The organism is Ruegeria sp. AB6 (genome assembly GCF_056542685.1).
This window is the reverse complement of sequence record NZ_JBQGAD010000004.1, coordinates 121,121-141,155: the sequence shown is the minus strand read 5'-3', so window position 1 is coordinate 141,155 and position 20,035 is coordinate 121,121. Positions and strand designations below refer to the sequence as shown.

17 protein-coding genes are annotated in these 20,035 nt (G+C 55.7%); 6 read left to right on the top strand and 11 right to left on the bottom strand.

Going from position 1 to position 20,035, the window contains the following annotated elements; translation table 11 throughout:
- Window positions 1-60 precede the first annotated feature (60 nt).
- Genes ACR0DB_RS10610 through xdhA form a run of 4 tightly spaced genes read right to left on the bottom strand, consistent with a single transcriptional unit; the run spans window position 61 to window position 6,384 of the window.
- Window positions 61-1,662 (bottom strand): xanthine/uracil/vitamin C permease, encoded by a 1,602-nt coding sequence (locus ACR0DB_RS10610; protein ID WP_480550714.1) that lies wholly within the window; start codon window positions 1,660-1,662, stop codon window positions 61-63.
- 43 nt (window positions 1,663-1,705) lie between these two features.
- Window positions 1,706-2,584, bottom strand: coding sequence for a xanthine dehydrogenase accessory protein XdhC (gene xdhC / locus ACR0DB_RS10605; protein ID WP_480550712.1), 879 nt, complete (start codon window positions 2,582-2,584; stop codon window positions 1,706-1,708).
- Between the two features lie 3 nt (window positions 2,585-2,587).
- Window positions 2,588-4,906, bottom strand: coding sequence for a xanthine dehydrogenase molybdopterin binding subunit (gene xdhB, locus ACR0DB_RS10600; protein WP_480550710.1), 2,319 nt, complete (start codon window positions 4,904-4,906; stop codon window positions 2,588-2,590).
- Between the two features lie 14 nt (window positions 4,907-4,920).
- Window positions 4,921-6,384 (bottom strand): xanthine dehydrogenase small subunit, encoded by a 1,464-nt coding sequence (xdhA, locus tag ACR0DB_RS10595; protein WP_480550708.1) that lies wholly within the window; start codon window positions 6,382-6,384, stop codon window positions 4,921-4,923.
- A 153-nt stretch (window positions 6,385-6,537) separates the two neighbouring features.
- Between xdhA and ACR0DB_RS10590 the strand changes: the two genes are divergently transcribed.
- A complete protein-coding gene (locus ACR0DB_RS10590; RefSeq protein WP_480550706.1) occupies window positions 6,538-7,446 on the top strand; it encodes a LysR family transcriptional regulator in 909 nt (302 codons plus the stop codon).
- A 59-nt stretch (window positions 7,447-7,505) separates the two neighbouring features.
- Here ACR0DB_RS10590 and ACR0DB_RS10585 read toward each other — a convergent pair whose 3' ends face one another.
- On the bottom strand, window positions 7,506-8,738 hold the full coding sequence (locus ACR0DB_RS10585) for a urate hydroxylase PuuD (protein WP_480550704.1): 1,233 nt from the start codon (window positions 8,736-8,738) through the stop codon (window positions 7,506-7,508).
- Window positions 8,739-8,837: 99 nt separating this feature from the next.
- Here ACR0DB_RS10585 and ACR0DB_RS10580 point away from each other — a divergent pair, with 99 nt between their 5' ends.
- Window positions 8,838-9,758 (top strand): LysR family transcriptional regulator, encoded by a 921-nt coding sequence (locus tag ACR0DB_RS10580; RefSeq protein WP_480550702.1) that lies wholly within the window; start codon window positions 8,838-8,840, stop codon window positions 9,756-9,758.
- Between the two features lie 5 nt (window positions 9,759-9,763).
- Here ACR0DB_RS10580 and uraH read toward each other — a convergent pair whose 3' ends face one another.
- Window positions 9,764-10,117, bottom strand: coding sequence for a hydroxyisourate hydrolase (uraH, locus tag ACR0DB_RS10575; RefSeq protein ID WP_170772047.1), 354 nt, complete (start codon window positions 10,115-10,117; stop codon window positions 9,764-9,766).
- 146 nt (window positions 10,118-10,263) lie between these two features.
- On the opposite strand from uraH, the gene puuE reads away from it, so the two are divergent.
- Both puuE and ACR0DB_RS10565 read left to right on the top strand, forming a co-directional pair.
- Window positions 10,264-11,676 carry an allantoinase PuuE gene (puuE, locus tag ACR0DB_RS10570; protein WP_480550700.1) on the top strand — a complete coding sequence of 471 codons (1,413 nt, stop codon included), beginning with the start codon at window positions 10,264-10,266 and terminating at the stop codon, window positions 11,674-11,676.
- On the top strand, window positions 11,673-12,158 hold the full coding sequence (locus ACR0DB_RS10565) for an ureidoglycolate lyase (RefSeq protein WP_480550698.1): 486 nt from the start codon (window positions 11,673-11,675) through the stop codon (window positions 12,156-12,158). The genes puuE and ACR0DB_RS10565 overlap by 4 nt, the downstream gene beginning before the upstream one ends.
- 74 nt (window positions 12,159-12,232) lie before the next feature.
- Here ACR0DB_RS10565 and bhcD read toward each other — a convergent pair whose 3' ends face one another.
- The 4 genes from bhcD to bhcA form a co-directional block, all read right to left on the bottom strand.
- Window positions 12,233-13,198, bottom strand: coding sequence for an iminosuccinate reductase BhcD (gene bhcD, locus ACR0DB_RS10560; protein WP_480550696.1), 966 nt, complete (start codon window positions 13,196-13,198; stop codon window positions 12,233-12,235).
- A gap of 117 nt (window positions 13,199-13,315) precedes the next feature.
- Window positions 13,316-14,479 (bottom strand): 3-hydroxy-D-aspartate aldolase BhcC, encoded by a 1,164-nt coding sequence (bhcC, locus tag ACR0DB_RS10555; RefSeq protein WP_480550694.1) that lies wholly within the window; start codon window positions 14,477-14,479, stop codon window positions 13,316-13,318.
- Between the two features lie 41 nt (window positions 14,480-14,520).
- The gene (bhcB, locus tag ACR0DB_RS10550) at window positions 14,521-15,489 is read right to left on the bottom strand and encodes a beta-hydroxyaspartate dehydratase BhcB (RefSeq protein ID WP_480551050.1); all 969 of its coding nucleotides are present in this window, start codon (window positions 15,487-15,489) and stop codon (window positions 14,521-14,523) included.
- Window positions 15,489-16,679: an L-aspartate--glyoxylate aminotransferase BhcA gene (gene bhcA / locus ACR0DB_RS10545; protein WP_480550692.1), complete on the bottom strand. Its 1,191-nt coding sequence runs from the start codon at window positions 16,677-16,679 to the stop codon at window positions 15,489-15,491. Before bhcA ends, bhcB begins: the two co-directional genes overlap by 1 nt.
- A gap of 169 nt (window positions 16,680-16,848) precedes the next feature.
- On the opposite strand from bhcA, the gene bhcR reads away from it, so the two are divergent.
- Window positions 16,849-17,697 (top strand): HTH-type transcriptional regulator BhcR, encoded by an 849-nt coding sequence (bhcR, locus tag ACR0DB_RS10540; RefSeq protein WP_170772054.1) that lies wholly within the window; start codon window positions 16,849-16,851, stop codon window positions 17,695-17,697.
- On the opposite strand, the gene ACR0DB_RS10535 is transcribed toward bhcR, so the two are convergent.
- A complete protein-coding gene (locus ACR0DB_RS10535; protein ID WP_480550690.1) occupies window positions 17,678-18,547 on the bottom strand; it encodes a bifunctional allantoicase/(S)-ureidoglycine aminohydrolase in 870 nt (289 codons plus the stop codon). The two genes, bhcR and ACR0DB_RS10535, sit on opposite strands and share 20 nt — an antisense overlap.
- A 480-nt stretch (window positions 18,548-19,027) precedes the next feature.
- Between ACR0DB_RS10535 and ACR0DB_RS10530 the strand changes: the two genes are divergently transcribed.
- The gene (locus ACR0DB_RS10530) at window positions 19,028-20,005 is read left to right on the top strand and encodes an NAD(P)H-dependent flavin oxidoreductase (protein ID WP_480550688.1); all 978 of its coding nucleotides are present in this window, start codon (window positions 19,028-19,030) and stop codon (window positions 20,003-20,005) included.
- The last annotated feature ends 30 nt before the right edge of the window (window positions 20,006-20,035 follow it).

Below are 20,035 nucleotides of genomic sequence, written 5' to 3'. Positions count from 1 at the left end.
AAAATTCTCGTTTATAGGAGGGGTGAGATGGGGCAGCCCGCGCGGCTGCCCCAATGCGGATCAGGCCTGCTGCGCCGGCGTGTTGTCGTCGATGAAGTCAGGTTCATCCGGGACGATCACGCGGTGCTCCAGATCTGCTTTCGGTGCGAGCATCGGATACACGTAAAGGAAAGTTCCGACGATCAGGTAGCCGATGGTGATCCCGTCAAACTGAGGCATCTGCAACGTGTATGCATGAATGATCCCAACCGAGGACATAAGGCCACCTGCCAGAGCGAACGCTCCGGCCATCCGAAAGCGGCCATCAATTACGTCAGCCACTATCGCACCCCAGATCAGCCCTGTGATGATCGCGCCTTGGCTCAGAGCAAGGTGCCCCTCGTAATGCGCCCCTTCCATGAGAAGTGCGGCCGTCAGACCTTCGTCACCAAGCGACGGAAGCCCCTCGACCCCTGAGCTGCGCAGTGCATTCATCAGTGATCCCCATTTGACCATCAAGAAGGCCGAAATGTGCGGCAAGATCGCGAAAGATACGGCTGCCATGTGCATCGGTTTTACGGCCCAGGCGGTATTGGTGATCAGGCTGACAGAGACAAACACCAATACCGGTGCTGCAGCGGCAATCGGGATCAACCCCGCAAGGAAAGACAGAAAACCGACAAAGGCAGCAGCGGCAATCACGACCGCGACGCCCACGATATATCCTGCATGTGCATCAAGTCGCTTATACGCCGGATGACCGATGTAAACGGTGGTAGGGAACGGCGAACCGAACACAGCCCCCAGCATCGTACCTGCACCATCGGTAACCTGACACAACCCAACCGGATAGTGATCCCCGGCCGCTTCGGCCGATTCCACGTTGTTCATGGTTTCGATGAAGTTGTAAATTTGCACTGGGATCAGAACAAGGAACAGTTCCGGGTTGGCGAACAGGTACTGCACACCGGCGATCAGGTCTCCGATATAGGGGATCGGGGGGTAGAATCCGATACCGCTTGTGTCGATTTTGGACTCGCCCAGAACAAGGGCAATGACCGTACCGGCAGCAATCGCAACCAACCCGGCCGGAACGTTGCCCGGAAGGCGAAAACGACCGATCAAACCCCAGAGAATGAACAGCAGCGATGTGAAACCAATGATGGGGTTCTCGAAAACTTCGGCTAGCGGCACGGAGCCGATAAAGACCAAGGCAATCCCGCAAAGCGTGCCCAACATCCCCGCGCGTGGGGTAATGCGCTTGAGGTAAGGTCCCACGATGGCACCCAATGCCGCGACGATGCCCCCCATGAAACCGGCGCCGATGCCCACTTGCCAAGCCAGCATAGGGTCGTTGGTCGCCCAATAAATCGGCCCGATCACACCAAAAAGGTAGACGAACATGACCGGTGTCGAGATGCCGTAAGGCAACGCGGTGACATCTTCGCCCTTTAAGGTTGCCGCATATTTGGCAAGATAGGTGTAAACAGCGACCCCGGCCAAAATTGCAATCGCCGCACCTGGAACGATACGGCCATACACGATGTCGGCCGGCATCTGGAACACGAATTGACAGACCCCAGACAGGATCAGAAAGTTTACCAGGTTGTCAGTAAAAAGCGCCCAAAAAGCGCTGAAATCGCTGCGCGTAAACAGCTTATATTCGTAGGTCCTCCCGTCCATGACGGTTTCCTCCTCTGATATGACCGGAATAGCCCGACAAGTGTCAGGCCGATCTCCCTTTCCGGTTGTGATAGTGGCCCACGAGGGGCGCTTGGTTTGCCCCGGTCGGGGCGGTCGCGGCAGTTTCAGAGGTCAGTTCAGCCATCACCTCGGATACCACGAAGGCGGCGATGATGCTGGGCCGCTTGTCGCGGCTACCGCTGGCCCCAATGGGGCATCTCAAATATTCGATGGACTGTCCGTCACAGTGTCTATGCGCCCAATTCCTGAGCTTTGCCCGCTTTGTCGCAGATCCAATCATGCCTACATAGGCGGCGTCCTGACGTTCAAGCGCTGCAGTTGTAAGCAGGAAATCCAGCCCGTGATCGTGGGTCAGGACGACAAATGCGCTGCCTTCGGGTGCGCCGTGAATTTCGAATTCCGGGATTGCGCTTACGCGAGTTTCGACATTCGCCGAGCAAAGTTCGATTTCCTCGGGTCTTGTATCAACAAGAATGCAACGCACAGGCAAATGCTGAAACTGGTTGGCCAGTGCACGTCCGACATGGCCGGCGCCCATCACATAAACATGGGGCAAAGTTTTATCATGACGCGCCGCCCGTTCCGTAGCAGAGTGCCTATCTGATGCGCGCATACGGTTCAGTTTCAACTCAACCCGTCCGCCACAGCATTGGCCGATCTCGGGCCCCAGCGGCACATCCATCTTTTGATGCAGAACCCCATCAGTCAGCATCTTCCGCGCGGCATTGATGGCCATGAATTCCAATTGCCCGCCGCCTATGGTGCCCCAAAGCGCCTCGGGGGCTACGAACATTTCTGTCCCCTCATTGCGCGGCGAGGACCCGCGTACGCGCGTTAGCGCGATGCAGATCACGCTGTGCTGTGCGGACAGAAACTCTTTCAGGGACAAGGCAGAGTTCATGGCTCAAGTGCTTTTCTGCAAACGGTCAACGGCCATCAACACACGTTCCGGCGTGGCCGGAGCATCCAGACGAGGGCATTCCCGATAATCGGCGACAGAAGCGACCGCCATCGACAGCGCCTCGAACACCGAAATTCCCAGCATGAATGGTGGTTCGCCAACAGCCTTGGACCGTTTGATCGTCAATTCGCGGTTCTCGGACCAATCGGCAAGCTTCACATTGAAGATGCGCGGGCGATCCGATGCGAGCGGAATTTTGTACGTCGAAGGTGCATGGGTGCGCAGGCGACCGGCATCATCCCACCAAAGCTCCTCGGTGGTTAGCCAGCCCATGCCCTGAAGAAAGGCGCCTTCAACCTGACCCTTGTCGAGAACCGGGTTCAGTGAACGTCCGACATCATGCAGCACATCTGTGCGTTCAACCCGATATTCACCTGTCAGCGTGTCAATCGTCACTTCGGAACAGGAGGCACCATAGGCATAGTAATAGAACGGGCGGCCTTGTCCTTTTGCTCTGTCCCAATGGATCTTTGGGGTTTTATAGAACCCCGCTGCGGACAGTTGCACGCGCGCTAGATAAGCCTGTTTGATAAAGGCCTCGAAGGGCAGAACATCTTGACCGATATGTACCTGGTTGGCGAGGAAGACCACTTCGTTAGGCGCGACCCCCCAGGTTTCGGAGGCGAATTTCACCAGACGCTCTTTTATCTGCTCAACCGCGTTCAAGGCGGCCATACCGTTCAGATCCGTCCCGCTTGACGCCGCAGTGGCCGAGGTGTTGGGAACTTTCTCAGTGGTTGTTTTGGTGATCTTGATCCGGCTGAAATCGACCTGAAAGGCCTCGGCCACAACTTGCGCGACCTTGGTGTTCAAGCCTTGCCCCATTTCGGTGCCGCCATGGTTCAGGTGGATTGATCCATCGTTGTAGACATGCACCAGCGCCCCGGCCTGATTGTACCATGTGGCCGTAAACGAGATGCCGAATTTGACCGGCGTCAGCGCGATGCCCTTCTTCAGAATAGCAGAGGTCTTGTTGAACGCGATGATGTCCTGACGGCGTTGGCGGTACTGCGATGTCTCTTCCAACTCTCCGACCAGCCGGTCGAGAATGCTGTCTTCGACTTCCTGATGGTATGGGGTTATGTTGCGGTCCCCTGAGCCGTAGAAATTCAGCTTGCGAATATCCAGCGGGTCTTTCCCCGTGGCATAGGCGATTTCTTCGATCATCCGCTCAGCGGCGATCACGCCCTGAGGCCCTCCGAACCCGCGGAAGGCGGTATTGGACACCGTATTGGTTTTCATCGGGCGGCTGTTCAGGCGCACATTTGGATAGAAATACGCGTTATCTGCGTGAAACAACGCCCGGTCGGTGACCGGACCTGACAGATCTGCCGAATACCCGCAGCGCGCGGCAAAGCAGCCATCGACGGCCTGAATGCGGCCGTCGTCGTCATGGGCAACGTCATAGTCGATCACAAAGTCATGGCGTTTGCCTGTGGCGGTCATGTCCTGATCCCGGTCGGGCCGGATTTTGACCGCTCGGTTCCACTTCTTCGCAGCTATGGCAGCCACGGCGCAGAACAGGTTCATCTGGCTTTCCTTGCCGCCAAAACCACCGCCCATGCGGCGCACATTGACCACAACTGCATTGGAAGGCACCCCAAGCACATGGGCTACCATGTGCTGTGCTTCCGACGGATGCTGCGTCGAGCAATGCACGACCACGTCATCGTCCTCACCCGGAAGGGCAAAAGCGATATGGCCTTCAAGATACATATGATCCTGCCCACCAACCCGCATCCGACCCGTGATCCTGTTGGGGGCCGTTTCCTGCGCCGCGTCTACGTTGCCGCGCTCTAGCCTGAGAGGTGCTGTTACATGCGGATACCCGGCTTCTAGCGCCGCAATCGGATCCAGTGCATGCGGCAAGGCCTTATATTCTATCTTTGCCAACTCCGCTGCGCGCCGCGCGATTTCTCGGGTCTCGGCGACCACTGCGAACATTGGCTGGCCGTGAAACTGAATAGTGTCGGTCGGGAAAACGGGTTCATCATTCAGATGTGTCGGGCTGATGTCGTTGACCCCTGGCACGTCTTCAGCGGTTAACACCCCGACCACGCCGGGCATTGCCAGAACGTCTGCGAAATCAAAGCCTATAAGCTTGGCATGTGCGACGTCTGAGACGCCGAGATATGCGTGCAAAGTGCCCTCGGGCAGCGCGATATCGTCTGTATAGTCGGCGCGTCCGGTGACATGCTTGACTGCGCTGTCGTGGTTAACGTTTGTGTGCGGCGCGCCAATAATGGAAACGTTGTCTTTCATTGTGGGTCTCCTTGTCAGACACAGGCCAGCTGCGAAGGGCCGGTTGTTTCGGCGTCGTTTTCAAGAAAGAACCTGAGCAGCAGATTTTGCGCGGTCAGCATTCGGTAATCTGAAGATGCGCGCCAATCCGTGAGCGGAGAGAAATCCTTCGCTAGTGCCGCAGCGGCGGTCTCAAAGCTTTCGCGGGACCAAGGCTGGCCATTTAAAGCTGTTTCTGTGGCAGTGGCCCGCTTAGGAGTGGCGGCCATGCCACCGAATGCAAGGCGCGCATTGCTGATGATGCCGTCCGTGACCGACATATGGATACCGACCGCGACCGATGAAATGTCTTCATCGCGGCGTTTGGAAATCTTGTAGGCCGCGTCCAGATCATTGGGTTTCGGCAAAGGAACGCGTATGCTTTCGACAAACTCGTCCGGTTGGCGGTCTTGTTTGCCGTATTCAAGGAAATAAGCCTCGAGTGGCAATGCCCGGATATCCGAACCGCGACGCAATGTGATCTCGGCGCCGAGCGCGATCAGCACTGGTGGCGTGTCCCCGATGGGCGACCCGTTGGCGATATTGCCGCCGACCGTGCCCATATTCCGAACTTGCCATCCTGCAATACGATCCCAGTACCGGGAAAGGTGTGGCAAGTGCTTGGACAGGTGCTCTTGGCAATCGGTGTAGCTTGCGCCAGCACCAATCAGGAGGAAGGAACCCTGTCGTTCAACTGTTTGCAGGTCTTCAAGATGACCGATAAAGATCGCCGGCCCAATTTTGTGTAGAAACTTGGTGACCCAAAGACCAACATCGGTAGCCCCTGCAATGATCGTGGCTTTTGGATAGGTTTGCAGACAGACGGCCAGGTCATCGACAGAGGCTGGAAGGATACTCAGGTTATCCTCTGGGCCAGAAACGACCCGCAATCCGTCCTTCAGCGCAGCCAGGCGCAACGTCATGGTTTCACGTTCGGTATTCAGATGATCCGATGATGGGGTGCCATAGCGACTGACGGCTATCGCGGCTTGTACAATCGGTTCATATCCGGTGCAGCGGCAAAGATTACCCTGTAGGGCAGTTTCGACCTGTTCTTTGCTCGGTTCTGGCGTTTTCATCCAAAGCGCGTACAGGGCCATCACAAAGCCCGGTGTGCAGAAGCCACACTGGCTGCCGTGATGGTCGATCATGGCTTGCTGAACCGGATGCAGGCGTCCATTGGGCCCGGAAAGGTGTTCAACCGTCACAACATGACACCCGTCTACAGACGCGAGAAAGCGAATACAGGCATTAACTGGCACGTAGGTAAGACCTGCCTTTCCAAGCCGTCCGACAAGTACAGTGCATGCGCCGCAATCGCCCTCGGCGCAGCCTTCCTTTGTGCCGGTCAGCCGTTGCTCCAGTCGCAAAAAATCCAACAGAGTTTGGTTTGCTGACACGCTTGGAACGGTCACATCCCTGCCGTTCAGGACAAAACGAATGTCGGTACGAAACGTCATGAAGCTCTCCCTACTCCCTGCCTGCTTGGAGGTGACCGGGGGACCATAGAGTCAACGATTGAGTCTTAAAATCGTCGGAAATGGAAAATACTTTCAACAGATCATTGAAAAAAGCAGGTCCTCAGCGCAATCTGACCGCATCGGGAGGGTTGAATGTCATATATCGAAAGTTTGCGGGTTTTTGTCAGAGTGATGGAACTGGGAAGCATCACGTCCGGCGGGCGCGATCTGAGGTTGACTCCGGCGGTGGCTAGCAAGCGGTTGAAAGAGTTGGAAAACCATTTGGGCGTGAGGCTGTTCAACAGAACAACCCGTTCGATGACGGCGACCGAAGTTGGTTCCGTATTCTACGAGGAAGCCAAAGCGGTCCTGCTGGCGCTTGATCATGCCGAAGCGCGGGTGGCCAGCTTTTCCGACGCCCCCCGAGGTGCAATTCGTATCACCGCACCATTGGGTGTCGGTCGTAGAATCGTTGCGCCGCTGGTCCCGGAGTTTTCGGATCTGTACCCGGAAACAGAGGTTCGCATGCGCCTGTCCGACCGCAAAGTGGATATAATGGCCGATGGCCTGGATATCGCGTTCTTCATAGGAGAGCCCGGCGACTCCACCATGAAGCTGAGAAAATTCGCGGATTGCGACCGTGTCCTTTGCGCGTCGCCTGGCTACCTGTCCAACTTCGGCGTGCCCAATACACCAGACGACCTGCTACAGCCGACCCATAACTGCCTTTTGCTGCGCTATCCCAGATCGCCCGAATATTTTTGGACTCTCAATACCGATATGGGTCCTCGAAAGTTGGAAGTCCGCGGCAAGTACGACGCCGATGATGGGGACGTGCTGACGGATTGGGCGCTGGCAGGAAAGGGGATTGTCAACAAGCCCCGATTTGACGTGCGGGAATACCTGGTGAATGGACAGTTGGTCGAGGTCCTTCCAAAGACGCCACCAGTGCCGACGATTTTTGGGTGTTTATACCCGCACAAAAAGCTTCAGGACCCCAAGGTGCGTTTGTTCGTCGAACATATCGCGCAGAACAGTAAGCGATTTTTCGTGTCTCACTGAAAACAAGCGAGATCAGAAACTAGACTGATTTCGCCTGCGCTGGTTGGTACTGTCTGGTTTTACTGAGCCCTGACTTCCTTTACCCATGCTATGATCGTCTTGCGCGCTTCATCATCCATTTGAACCGCGGATGGCGGCGGCATCGCGTGACTGATCCCTGCCTGAAGATAAATCTGGTCGGCCTGTCGGGCGACGTCGCCGGGTGTTTCAAGGTAGACCTTCTTGGGCGCCCATTTCATCGTGCCATAGACGGGCTCTCGGGCGTGACACATAGAGCAATTGCCCAGCACGGTGTCATATGCGGCCTCGAACCCGGCGGCTGACGCAAATTTTTGCTCGTAAGGCGTCAGTTCGCGCGCTTCTGCGTCTTCCCAGGTCTCGCCGGATCGAACGGAAGACAACCAGGCGATCGCGACCATAAGAATGACCGTAACACCCCAGGTCCAATGCGGCCCCTTGCCAGTTGCGTGCATCGTGTTGAAGTAGTGCCGTATGGTCACGCCCGTCAGGAAGATCAGGCTGGCAATGATCCACGAATACTCGGTCCCGAAGGCCAACGGGTAATGGTTTGACAGCATCAGAAACACGACAGGCAATGTCAGATAGTTGTTGTGGGTGGAACGAACCTTCGCGATCTTACCGTATTTGGCGTCCGGGGTTCGACCTGCCTTGAGGTCCTCGACCACAATTCGCTGGTTCGGCATGATCTGAAAGAACACGTTGGCCGTCATGATGGTGGCTGTGAACGCACCAAGGTGCAACAGCGCCGCGCGTCCGGTGAAAATCTGATTGTAGCCCCAGGACATGATCACGAGGATCACAAACAAGAGCAGCATGAGAAGGGTGGGATGATCGCTTAACTTGGATTTGCACATGTAGTCATAAAGGAGCCAGCCAATTGTCAGTGACCCGCCAGAGATCAAGATCCCCTGCCACAGCGCCAGATCCACTTTGGTAGGATCAAGCAGAAACAACTCGCCTCCGACCCAGTAGATGATCATCAGCAATGCCGCACCTGAAAGCCATGTCGTGTAGCTCTGCCATTTGTGCCAGGTCAGGTGTTCGGGCATGCTGGCGGGTGCGACAAGATATTTAACGGTGTGGTAAAACCCGCCCCCGTGGACTTCCCACTCTTCTCCATAGGCACCATCCGGCAGCGCAGCGTTCGGTTTAAGCATGAGGTCAAGCGCAATAAAATAGAAAGACGCCCCAATCCACGCCATCGCAGTGATCACGTGCAGCCAGCGGACAGAAAAGGCGACCCACTCCCAGATTACGGCTAGGTCATACATGGCATTGCTCCTCAGTATCCTTTTTCCGGCACTCTATGCGAGTCCGATTTGTTCTGGTATTGTTAGCAAAGACCAAGCAGTATCAAAAAATGCAAAAAAATGTCATACCTAGATAACATCAGAACTTTTGTCCGGGTTTACGAGTTGGGCAGCATGTCTGCGGCAGGTCGCGATCTGAGGGTTTCTCCAGCTGTGACATCGGCAAGAATATCCCAACTGGAAGAGCATCTGGGCGTGCGATTGTTTCAGCGCACCACACGAAGCCTGACCCCGACCGAGCAGGGAAAATCGTTCTACCGGGGGGCTGCTGAAATTCTTGAGGCGGTCGAAAGAGCAGAAGCGCAGATCGTTAATATTACAGAAAACCTGAAAGGGTCACTTTATGTTGCCGCCCCGTTGGGGGTCGGTCGCCGCTTGATCGCGCCGCAAGTGCCAAAGTTTCTAGCTGAATATCCAGAGGTGAATGTAAGGCTCAGGCTGACAGATCGAAAGGTGGATCTGACGACCGAAGGGCTGGATCTGGCGTTTTTCCTTGGTCAGCCAGAAGACAGCAACTTGCGTATTCGCAAGATAGCGGATGTGGAGCGGGTTCTCTGTGCATCTCCGAAATACATCAAAAGCCGCGGAATGCCTGAAAGCGGTGATGACATTATCTCCGACAACCACGAGTGTCTGAGCCTGCGCTTTCCGGGCGCGACCGAGTTTCAATGGCTGCTAAGAACCTCTTCCGGGCCAAAGCGGTTTCGCGTTTCGGGACGCTATGAGTCAGATGACGGTGACGTGCTAACCGATTGGGCGCTTGCTGGTCACGGGATCGCGTTGAAACCGATATTTGAAATTTTCCAGCATCTTAAGTCGGGAAAACTGGTCCCGGTGGCCGAAAAAACACCCCCGGAACCGATTCAGATGGCGTGCCTGTTCACGCATCGTCGCATGCAGGACCCCAAGACGCGGCTTTTCATGGAGTTCATCATTGAACGTATTGGATCATCCATAGCTGCGGCCAATACTTCTCGGTAAACTACTCAGCTGCCGCGATAGGTTGAATACCCGAAGGGTGAAAGAAGCAAAGGCACATGGTAATGCGAATGTTCGGACATCCCAAAGCGAATGGGTATCACATCTAGAAAACGTGGGTCCTCGGGCGGGGTACCGGACGCGTCGAGATATGCGCCTGCATGAAAGATCAACTCGAACTCGCCTGTCGAAAACTCAGCTTCGGGCAATATTTGTTCGTCAGTTCTGCCGTCATCGTTGGTAACCAGTGTTTTCAGTAAACTGCGATCTGTGCCGTCGATGCGGAAAAGCTCGATTTTTAACCCTTGGGCGGGGCAGCCCCGCGCGGTATCCAGGACGTGGGTGGTTAGGTAACCAGTCATTTGCGCTACTCCTCAAGTCACCCAGTTACTAATCTTAATTCTTGTCAATGGGCAAAGGCAGACTGTCCGAAGCTGTTTTTCGTATTTTTTGAAAAATATCTCGAATTATCTGGGGTATTGATCAATTCAAGTAGAAGGAAACTGACGTGAAGCCTTATCCACGAGATATGACCGGTTACGCTGGGCGAGTGCCCAAAGCGAACTGGCCAAATGGTGCCAAGATCGCGGTTCAAATCGTATTGAACTATGAAGAAGGCGGTGAAAACAACATATTGCATGGTGACCCCGCCTCTGAGGCGTTTCTCTCGGAGGTCACCGGTGCCGCCCCGTGGGTGGGGCAGAGGCACTGGAATATGGAGTCGATCTATGAATACGGCAGTCGCGCGGGATTCTGGCGTGTGCATCACCTTTTGCAGGATCTGCCGATAACCGTTTATGGGGTTGCTACTGCCTTGGCGCGTGCTCCTGCGCAAGTTGCGGCAATGAAGCATGCAGGATGGGAGATCGCCAGTCACGGGCTGAAATGGATTGAACATAAGGATATGGCTCCGGAGGAAGAGCGTGCTCAAATCCGTGAAGCCATCCGCTTGCATACTGAAGTTACTGGTCAGCCTCCGCGCGGTTGGTATACGGGCCGCTGTTCGATGAATACGGTCGATCTGGCTGCCCAGGAAGGCGACTTTGCGTATATCGCTGACAGCTATGCGGATGATCTGCCATATTGGACCAAGACCGGAGGCAAAGATCAGTTGATCATGCCATATACCTTGGACTGCAACGACATGCGTTTTGCGATCCAGGCAGGTTTCACAAATGGCGAACAGTTTGAAAGCTATCTGAAAGACAGTTTTGACATGCTCTATGCTGAAGGTGAGGCAGGGGCGCCGAAAATGCTTTCGATTGGATTGCATTGTCGATTGATTGGTCGGCCAGGTCGCGCGATGGCGCTGAAACGTGCGCTGGACTATTTCAAGAAACATGATGGCGTCTGGTTCGCAACGCGCGAACAGATTGCCGACCACTGGGCAAAGGAACACCCCCCCATGCAACGCCTGACCCCGTCCGAAATGGACCAGTCTACCTTTGTGTCCGAATTTGGCGGAGTGTTTGAACACAGCCCGTGGATTGCGGAAGGCGCATATGAGCTTGAGCTGGGGCCAACCCATGACAATGCTGCTGGCGTCCACAACGCACTTGCGCGGGTTTTTCGAACGGCACCTTCCGAGAAACGGCTTGATGTCCTGACGGCCCACCCAGATCTGGCCGGCAAGCTGGCTGCCGCTGGACGGCTGACCAAGGAAAGCTCCGCCGAACAGGCCGGGGCCGGTCTGGATATGTTAACCGATGATGAGCGCGCAACGTTCACCGCGCTGAATGAGGCCTATACCACCAAGTTTGGTTTCCCTTTCATCATCGCGGTCAAAGACAACACGAAGGCAAGCATCCTTGACGCATTCCATCGCCGCATCGACAGCGACCGGGACACCGAATTTGCCGAAGCCTGCCGCCAGGTCGAGCGGATTGCAGAACTGCGCTTGATCGAGAAATTTGCGGGATGACGGTTGCGCTGAAACTCCGGCCCTTGACGTCGCAAGTTTTCGCGCCCTTTGGTGATGTCATCGAGGTGTCTGGAAACGCGGACAAATACATCAATCAAGGCAATTGTGCTCGATATCACGACCGTGCATTGCTTGATTTCAACGGCGGTCGCGCCGGGATCAGCGTGTTTCAGTCCAAGGCTTTCAGCCTTCCGTTTAAGCTGGAAATGGTTGAACGTCACCCGGACGGCAGTCAGGCGTTTCTACCATTGTCGGACAAACCCTTCGTCGTAGTCGTCGCTAGTGATGAAGATGGCATCCCCGGTAGGCCTGAGGCTTTCAAAACAACGCCGGGGCAGGGCGTGAACTACCACCGCAACACCTGGCATGGCGTGCTGACCCCGCTTCACGATCCAGGTCTATTTGCGGTCGTGGACAGAATTGGCAGCGGGCCCAACCTTGAGGAATATTGGTTCCCCGAGCCGTTCATGATCATGGACTAAATAAGCCACCGAAAAAGAACCGGTGGCCAAGCTTTTTGTGCAACTAGTTCTGTGTCGGATGTTTCCCTTGACCCTCAGAAATCAACGTCGATAGCGATCCCTTTTTCTACGGCCAACTCTATAACGGACGCGGCCACCGCTAGATCCTGAAGTCCGACTCCGGTGCCATCGAACAGGGTGATCTGATCGTCCGATATCCGGCCGGAATTCGTGCCGTTGATAACCGCGCCCAGCTGTGCCACATCGCTTTCCTTGATCAAGCCCTCGGCCACGGCATGCTGCGCCTCGCCGATTGTGATGGATTGCGCAACCTCGTCCGTGAAGACGGATGCTTTTGCCAACAACGCGGCTTCAACTTCTTGCTTTCCCTTGGTATCGGTGCCCATGCAGGCGACATGCGTTCCAGGGCTGACATGGTTGGCCATGAGCGAAGGAGAAAAGGCCGAGGTGATCGAGATGATCACATCTGCTTCGGTCATTCCGTCGAGTTCTACCGCTTCGAATGGAACGCCTGATTCATTGGCGACCTTTTCAATGTTGGGCAGCATTTCCGGGTGGTAGTTCCAGCCAATGACCTTTTCAAATGCACGTTGCTCGAGTGCTGCGCGCAGCTGAAAGGCGGCTTGATGGCCGGCGCCGATCATACCGATCACTTTTGCATCCGCGCGCGCGAGATGCTTGATCGACACAGAGGATGCCGCCGCAGTGCGCAGTGCGGTCAAAAGATTGCCACCCACCATGGCCGAAGGTTTGCCAGTGTCGGGATCGAACAGGAAAACGGTGGACTGGTGGTTGATAAGCCCGCGCTTTTCCAGGTTGTTCGGCCAATAGCCCCCTGCTTTCAAACCCAGCGTAAGGCCGGCGCGGTCAAAGCCGCCTTTGAAGCCATAAAGCGCATCTTCGTGCCCGATGGCTTCCCGAACAACGGGAAAATTGTAGGCATCGCCAGCGGCCATTGCAGCAAAAACCTTTTCGACGGCGTCAAAGGCGGCTTGTCGGGTCATCAGGTCACCGATTTCGCGCTCGGGTACGATCAACATGTTGTTCTCCACTCAGAATTCATTCGCCCGTGTGCGTCTCTGGAAACAAACGAACGCACACAGGCGACTTGTCGGGCTGCTTTTGAGCCTGATTTGCCTGCTATTGGGTGTCGGGCATCAATACGCGTGGCCGCGGGCAGATACGGGCCACACAGTTTCAACCTTGCCGTTGCGAACGCCGACATACCAATCATGCACGTTCGCGGTCGGGTCACAGTGCCCCGGAACCAACTTGAGCTTGTCGTTGACCTTGAGTACCCCGTCCGTGTCCATGACGACGCCATGTTCGTCCGAACATTTGATGTACTCGACATCGTCGCGCCCATAGACGACCGGCAGACCGCTATCAACCGACTGTGCCTTGAGGCCGGCATCGACGATTGCCTTGTCAGCCTTGGCGTGACTCATAACGCTTGTCAGGATGAACAAGGCGTTCTCCCACTCTCCCTGGTCGATGCGATTGCCGTCCTTGTCCAGAATACGGCCGTAATCGGCGTCCATGAAAGCGTAAGACCCGCACTGCAACTCGTTATACACGCCCGAGTTGGATTCGAAGTAATAAGATCCGGTACCGCCACCCGAGACCAATTCGCATTCAATGCCTTCCGCCTTCAGCCCTTCAACAGCGTCCTTGACCATGGCAATCGCCGTGTCGAGCTTTTCTTTGCGCGCCTCGTAGCTGTCGAGATGCTGCATCGCGCCTTGATAAGCCTGGATGCCCGTGAATTTCAGATTTTCGGCGTCTACTACGGCTTTGGCAATCTCGATCACTTCTGGGGTTGTCGTGACACCGCAACGCCCGGCACCGCAGTCGATTTCCACAAAGACTTCCAGTAGCGTCCCGTGATCGACGGCCGCGCCAGACAGGTCTGCGACATTGTCCACATCGTCCACGCAGACGAGGATGCGGCTGCCCAGCTTTGGCAGGCTGGCAAGACGGTCGATTTTGGCGGGGTCTCGCACCTGATTTGACACCAGAACATCCTTGATGCCACCGCGCACGAAAACTTCCGCTTCGGAAACTTTTTGACAGCAAACACCAACGGCGCCACCGATCCTTTCCTGAAGTTTTGCAACGTCCACAGATTTGTGCATTTTCCCGTGCACGCGATGGCGCATACCATGCGCTTTTGCATAGTCGCCCATTTTTTTGATATTGCGTTCCAGCGCATCGAGATCCAGCACGAGGCTAGGGGTCTGGATATCGGCTTCATCCATTCCGGGCTTGGCCGGAATGTCATAGCCGACTTCGAATTCGTCGAGATTGGTCATGTCTTTCATTTCCGTGTTCCTATATCGGGATTGATGTCTGTCAGGGGTGGTCACACAGTCAGCCAGGGCAGCTTGTCTAGATCGACATTGCCACCGGTGATGATCAGGCCGACCCGCTTGCCTTTGAACGCGTCGGGATTCTTGAGGATAGTGGCCAATGGAACGGCTGAAGAAGGTTCCATCACGATCCGAAGGTGTTTCCATGTCAGCTTCATTGCGTCGATGATCTCTTGTTCCGTGGCCGTGTAGATTTCGGAAACGTGGTTCGACACGAAGTGCCACGTGAGATCTTTCAGGGGGACAAGAAGACCGTCGGCGATTGTCTTTGGAGCATCATCGGCGATAATGTGCCCTGCTTTGAAGCTGCGATAGGCGTCGTCGGCTTGCTCGGGTTCGGCTGCGATGATTGCAGTCTCGGGCGCTAAGGTCGAAAGGGTCAGACACGTCCCAGACACCATGCCGCCACCTCCGATCGGGGCAACAACCGCATCCAGGCCATCCGTCTGTTCTATGAATTCACGCGAACATGTGCCTTGCCCGGCGATCACCCTTGGATCGTTATACGGGTGAACGAAATCGCCGCCCGTCGCTGCTTGAACCTCGGCAAATGTCGCTTCGCGCGACGAGGTAGAGGGTTCACATTCCGTTATCTTTCCACCGTAGCGGCGAACCGTGTCCTTTTTTGCCTGTGGCGCGGTGCGCGGCATGACGACATTGCACGGTATGCCCCGCTTCATTGCAGCATAAGAGAGGCACGAGGCGTGATTGCCAGACGAATGTGTCGCGACGCCCTTCTTTGCCTGTTCCTCATCAAGGCCGAACACTGCATTGGTAGCCCCGCGCACTTTGAAGGCGCCCGGTTCCTGGAAGTTCTCGCATTTGAAGAACAGTTGCGCCCCGGTCAGTTCATTGAGGTAGTCCGAGGTTCGAATCGGGGTGCGGCGGATGTAGGGCTCGATCCGGCTGTGGGCGTCGAGCATATCTTCGTAGGTCGGGATATACATCGTGCAATCCTTCATCATGCAGCGTCCTTCTGCGCGATGGCTGGATGACCGCGATAATATTCCTGTGCAGCCGCAACGCCCGAGCCCAATTGGATGTTCAGTCCCAGATCGGCCATACACATTTCAGCTGTGGCGATGCCGGACAGCGCCATGACATCGGTCAGGCTGCCGAGGTGCCCGATACGGAACACCTTGCCGGCGACCTCGCCGAGCCCGACACCAAAAGCAACGCCATATTTTTCGGCGGCATGGGTGACGATGTTTGTTGCATCAAAGCCGTTCGGCGTGCGTATCGCGCTGACGGTGTCTGAATACACCGATGGGTTGGCTGCGCAAAGCTCCAAACCCCATGCGCTCACGGCGGCGCGAACACCTTCAGCTATGCGGTGGTGGCGGGCAAAGATGTTTTCTAGACCTTCACGCAGCAACATGTCGCAAGCCTGATTGAGACCGTTCATCAACCCGACGGCGGGCGTGTAGGGATAGGCATTGTTGGCGTAACCCTTGGCCATGTCATGCACGTCGAAAAACGTGCGGGGCAGGGTGCCGGTTTTGGTCGCTTCCATCGCTTTTTTGCTAAAGCCTACAATGGCAAGCCCGGCGGGCAGCATGAATCCTTTTTGCGATCCGGTCACCGCAACGTCTACGCCCCATTCGTCAAAGCGGAAATCCATGGATGCAATGGACGAAACTCCATCGACAAACAGCATGGCGGGGTGCTTGGCGGCGTTCAATGCTTTGCGCACGGCAGCAATATCCGATTTTACGCCTGTTGCTGTTTCGTTGTGCGTGGCCAGAACCGCCTTGATTTCGTGGTTCGCATCCGCGGTCAAAATCTCTTCGTAGTGGTCGGCGGGCAGGCCCTGGCCCCAAGGGGTTTCAACGATTTTCACATTCAACCCGTGACGTTGGCACATGTCGATCCAGCGATGGCTGAACATACCGTTGCGCGCTGCAAGAACCTTGTCGCCGGCTGACAGGGTATTGGTCAAAGCGGTTTCCCAGCCGCCGGTCCCGCTGGACGGAAAGATAAAAACCTCGGCGCTTTTGCTTTTCAGGATTTTCTGAACACTGGCACGCGCGGGATGCAGAATTTGCCCAAACAGCGGCGAGCGGTGGTCGATCGTGGGCATATCGCAGGCCTTGCGCAGGCTCTCGGGGATATTGGTCGGACCCGGAATGAAAACGGGGTTTTGAAAGCTCATGGGTGGTCTCCTTCCGTCGTTGACCAAACAATACGACCAAGGCGTTCGTCGGGAAATTATTTTGAAAACACTTTTCAAAATACAGACAATGACATTTATCTTATAGTTGTCAGAAGCTTACATTTTTCATATCATGAATTAAGCTTTCAAAACAGATCAAAGGTATTTTATGGATTTCCGGAACAATGAGCCTGAGTCCCGTCGCAAAGCCAGGGGAAGACCCCGAGGATGGGATGACAAGACCGCGCAAAATACCATCAAGTCCCTAGATAGGGCGATGGAGGTTTTCGAATATCTGAGCGAAGCGCAAGGGAAGGCTTTGACGACGCTGTCCGATGAAATGAAGCAGTCCCCAGCAACGGTTTATCGTATTCTGGTGACGCTGGAGGGCAGGGGGCTTGTCGAATTCGATCGTGATGAACAGGTCTGGCATATTGGCCCGCGCGCCTTTGTTATAGGCTCGCGGTTTCTTAGACGAACCAGCCTTGTTGATCGGGCACGGCCCGTCATGCGAAAGCTGATGGAAGCGACTGGAGAGACCGCCAATCTGGGTGTCGAGAGAGAAGGGGCAGTGTTGTTTCTGAGCCAGGTGGAAACACATGCCAGCATCCGGGCATTCTTTCCTCCGGGCACTTTGTCCCCGATGCATGCTTCGGGTATTGGGAAGGCTCTGTTGGCTTATATGGATGAAGATCGGCTGGATCGCTTGTTGGCCGCCGCCGAGTTGCAGGCTTTCACGGATCGGTCGATTACGCAGCCGGATGCACTGAAAGAGGATCTGGTAGCCATCCGATCGCAGGGCTACGCGATTGATAACGAAGAAAAGAACACGGGCATGAGATGCATTGCAGCACCCGTGTTCGATATCAATCGAGAGGCGGTGGCCGGGATATCGGTGTCCGGGCCAACAAGCCGTGTGAGCGAAGCCGAGATCGAGCGACTAAGCCGCCCCGTCATCGAGGCAGCCCATCAATTGACGCAGGCGATCGGGGGTGTCGTCACTCTGCCGCGGACCTAAGGCGCTGATGTCGTGGAAACGCTGCGGGTCCAGTCCGCAACGCCATGTGGCGGTTCACGTCCTTGTATAGCAAGTACCGGAATTTCCCTGGCCCACCTGCGTAGCATGCCTGAGGGCAGAAGGCGCGCAGCCACATATAATCCCCGGCTTCGACCTCGACCCAGTCATTGTTCAGGCGATAAACGGCCTTGCCCTCAAGAACGTACAGGCCGTGTTCCATCACATGCGTCTCAAGAAAGGGGATGACCGCGCCGGGTTCAAAAGTCACGACGGTCACATGCATGTCGTGTCGCAAGTCGTTTGGGTCTACAAATCGCGTTGTCGCCCATTTGCCATCCGTGCCCGGCATCGGTGTTGGCGCAATGTCGTTTTCGTTGAGAACAAGGATATCAGGTGTGCCCAGCCCTTCTACAGCTTCGTACGCCTTGCGGATCCAATGAAATCGCAAAGTGTCCTCACCGTGGTTTCGCAATGTCCAATCGGTTTCAGGAGGCAGATAGGCATAGCCACCGGGGGTGAGCTGATAGGTGGTACCCTCGGCGTGCAATGTCGCGGTGCCTTCGACCACGAACAAGACGCCTTGCGCCTCGGGATCGGTCTCGGGCTGGTCAGAGCCTCCGCCGGGCTGAACTTCCATGATGTATTGCGAAAAGGTTTCGGCAAAGCCGCTCAGCGGGCGCGAGATGACCCACAGTCGCGTGTCTTCCCAAAAGGGCAAAAAGCTGGTGACGATGTCCCGCATTGTACCCCTTGGGATGACGGCATAGGCGTCAGTGAACACGGCGCGATCTGTCAGCAACTGGTCTTGTCCGGGATGCCCACCTTTTGGTGCGAAATACGAATTACTCATGTGTGCTCCTGAAGAAAACCGTGCCTGTTAACATATGCTCTGGTTGTAGGGTTCCGACCAGACACAAGGGAACGACAGCTCTATCTTGAAAAATTTGACAATCGCGCGGGTTTTCAGGTGAAGCGGCATTCTCTGGCCCGTCGTGACAGTACACCCGGCTGATCCGACGTCTAGTGAACCGGCGATCCAGTTCGACCCCACGTCACACCATCCTTTCGTCCAGAATCCGGTATGACACACCGTATCGCGAAAAGAAAAACGGCGTACAGGATGCACGTACCTTTGGCACTTTCGGGACAGAACGACGCAACGGTTTCAAAGGTCGGGGAAACGCTGGCCGAACACCTGTTTTCATCTGACGTTCAGGTTGGCTAGGTGCATCAAAACTGGGGTAGGGGGCGGCGGTGCCGCCCCCAATCGCAAAAACTGAGGCACCTGAGAGGCGGTGCCAACAACAGACTCATCACGGAGGCCAAGGCCATGAAAACCGAAATTACCGAACTCTTTGGCATTGAACGCCCAATCATTCAGGGCGGGATGCACTATGTCGGGTTTGCCGAACTCGCAGCCGCCGTTTCAAATGCTGGCGGTCTGGGAACGATCACTGGACTGACACAGAAAACGCCCGCCGATCTGGCAAATGAGATCGCGCGTTGCAAGGATATGACCGACAAACCTATTGCAGTGAACGTCACGTTTCTGCCAACCGTCAACGCGCCGGATTACCCGGCCCTGATCAAGGCGATCATCGACGGTGGCGTCAATGTGGTAGAAACGGCTGGGCGCAACCCGGCGCAGGTTATGCCGTATCTTAAGGATGCAGGGATCAAGGTGCTCCACAAATGTACCTCGGTTCGCCATGCTCTCAAGGCGCAGGAAATCGGCTGCGATGCCGTATCTGTTGACGGGTTCGAATGCGGCGGGCATCCGGGCGAGGATGACGTACCCAACATGATCCTGTTGCCCCGCGCCGCTGATGAGTTGGAGATCCCCTTCGTCGCGTCCGGTGGTCAGGCCGATGGCCGATCGCTGGTGGCTTCGTTGGCTATGGGGGCGTCGGGTATCAATCTGGGTACGCGTTTCGTTGCCACCAAGGAAGCGCCTGTGCATCAGAACGTAAAGGACGCCATCGTCGCGGCGACCGAACTGGACACGCGCCTTGTCATGCGCCCGCTGCGCAACACGGAACGGGTCATGACCAACCCGGCGGTCGAGCGCATTCTGGCCAAGGAAAAAGAAAAGGGTGAGACAATTCAGTTCGAAGACATCATCGACGAAGTGGCCGGTGTCTACCCGGGTATCATGCAGGGCGGGGATATGGATAGCGGTGCTTGGTCCTGCGGCATGGTTGTTGGCCTGATCAATGACGTGCCGTCCTGCCAGGAGCTGTTGGACCGCGTCATGTCCGAGGCTGATCAGATCATCAGCGAACGCCTGGCTGGCTATAACGCTGCCTAACAGACAACCCGAAAATAAACCTGCGAAAGA

Excerpts from the sequence above, each read along its gene's own strand:
- ACR0DB_RS10610 (WP_480550714.1), bottom strand. The coding sequence starts at position 1,662 with ATGGACGGGAGGACCTACGAATATAAGCTGTTTACGCGCAGCGATTTC.
- xdhC (WP_480550712.1), bottom strand. The coding sequence starts at position 2,584 with ATGAACTCTGCCTTGTCCCTGAAAGAGTTTCTGTCCGCACAGCACAGC.
- xdhB (WP_480550710.1), bottom strand. The coding sequence starts at position 4,906 with ATGAAAGACAACGTTTCCATTATTGGCGCGCCGCACACAAACGTTAAC.
- xdhA (WP_480550708.1), bottom strand. The coding sequence starts at position 6,384 with ATGACGTTTCGTACCGACATTCGTTTTGTCCTGAACGGCAGGGATGTG.
- ACR0DB_RS10590 (WP_480550706.1), top strand. The coding sequence starts at position 6,538 with ATGTCATATATCGAAAGTTTGCGGGTTTTTGTCAGAGTGATGGAACTG.
- ACR0DB_RS10585 (WP_480550704.1), bottom strand. The coding sequence starts at position 8,738 with ATGTATGACCTAGCCGTAATCTGGGAGTGGGTCGCCTTTTCTGTCCGC.
- ACR0DB_RS10580 (WP_480550702.1), top strand. The coding sequence starts at position 8,838 with ATGTCATACCTAGATAACATCAGAACTTTTGTCCGGGTTTACGAGTTG.
- uraH (WP_170772047.1), bottom strand. The coding sequence starts at position 10,117 with ATGACTGGTTACCTAACCACCCACGTCCTGGATACCGCGCGGGGCTGC.
- ACR0DB_RS10565 (WP_480550698.1), top strand. The coding sequence starts at position 11,673 with ATGACGGTTGCGCTGAAACTCCGGCCCTTGACGTCGCAAGTTTTCGCG.
- bhcD (WP_480550696.1), bottom strand. The coding sequence starts at position 13,198 with ATGTTGATCGTACCCGAGCGCGAAATCGGTGACCTGATGACCCGACAA.
- bhcC (WP_480550694.1), bottom strand. The coding sequence starts at position 14,479 with ATGAAAGACATGACCAATCTCGACGAATTCGAAGTCGGCTATGACATT.
- bhcB (WP_480551050.1), bottom strand. The coding sequence starts at position 15,489 with ATGAAGGATTGCACGATGTATATCCCGACCTACGAAGATATGCTCGAC.
- bhcA (WP_480550692.1), bottom strand. The coding sequence starts at position 16,679 with ATGAGCTTTCAAAACCCCGTTTTCATTCCGGGTCCGACCAATATCCCC.
- bhcR (WP_170772054.1), top strand. The coding sequence starts at position 16,849 with ATGGATTTCCGGAACAATGAGCCTGAGTCCCGTCGCAAAGCCAGGGGA.
- ACR0DB_RS10535 (WP_480550690.1), bottom strand. The coding sequence starts at position 18,547 with ATGAGTAATTCGTATTTCGCACCAAAAGGTGGGCATCCCGGACAAGAC.
- ACR0DB_RS10530 (WP_480550688.1), top strand. The coding sequence starts at position 19,028 with ATGAAAACCGAAATTACCGAACTCTTTGGCATTGAACGCCCAATCATT.